Below are 314 nucleotides of genomic sequence, written 5' to 3'. Positions count from 1 at the left end.
CCCCCCCCCCCCCCCCCCCCCCCCCCCCCCCCCCCCCCCCCCCCCCCCCCCCCCCCCCCCCCCCCCCCCCCCCCCCCCCCCCCCCCCCCCCCCCCCCCCCCCCCCCCCCCTTTTTAATGCTACGGCGCCCACCGAGATCTACACCCGAACGTTGTCGTCGGCAGCGTCAGATGTGTATAAGAGACAGGTGGATGCCCAGCCCTTGCTCCTGGATAAAGGCGTTGTGGCACACCGCATCCAATTGCAGGTTGGCTGCCAGCGCAATGGGGCCCAGCGGGCAATGCAGCGCCAGCGCCACGTCGTAAGCCTCCGCC

The 314-nt window shown here is 74.2% G+C and carries 1 pseudogene; it reads right to left on the bottom strand.

The features are described from left to right. Positions 1 to 181: 181 nt before the first annotated feature. Positions 182 to 314: pseudogene (locus JHD67_RS21870) on the bottom strand (enolase C-terminal domain-like protein); the annotation flags it as partial.

This window comes from Dyella sp. ASV21 (genome assembly GCF_016428975.1).
In the GTDB taxonomy this organism is placed as follows: Bacteria; Pseudomonadota; Gammaproteobacteria; order Xanthomonadales; family Rhodanobacteraceae; genus Dyella.
The sequence above is the reverse complement of the archived record's forward strand: the minus strand, read 5'-3'. Positions and strand labels throughout refer to the sequence as shown.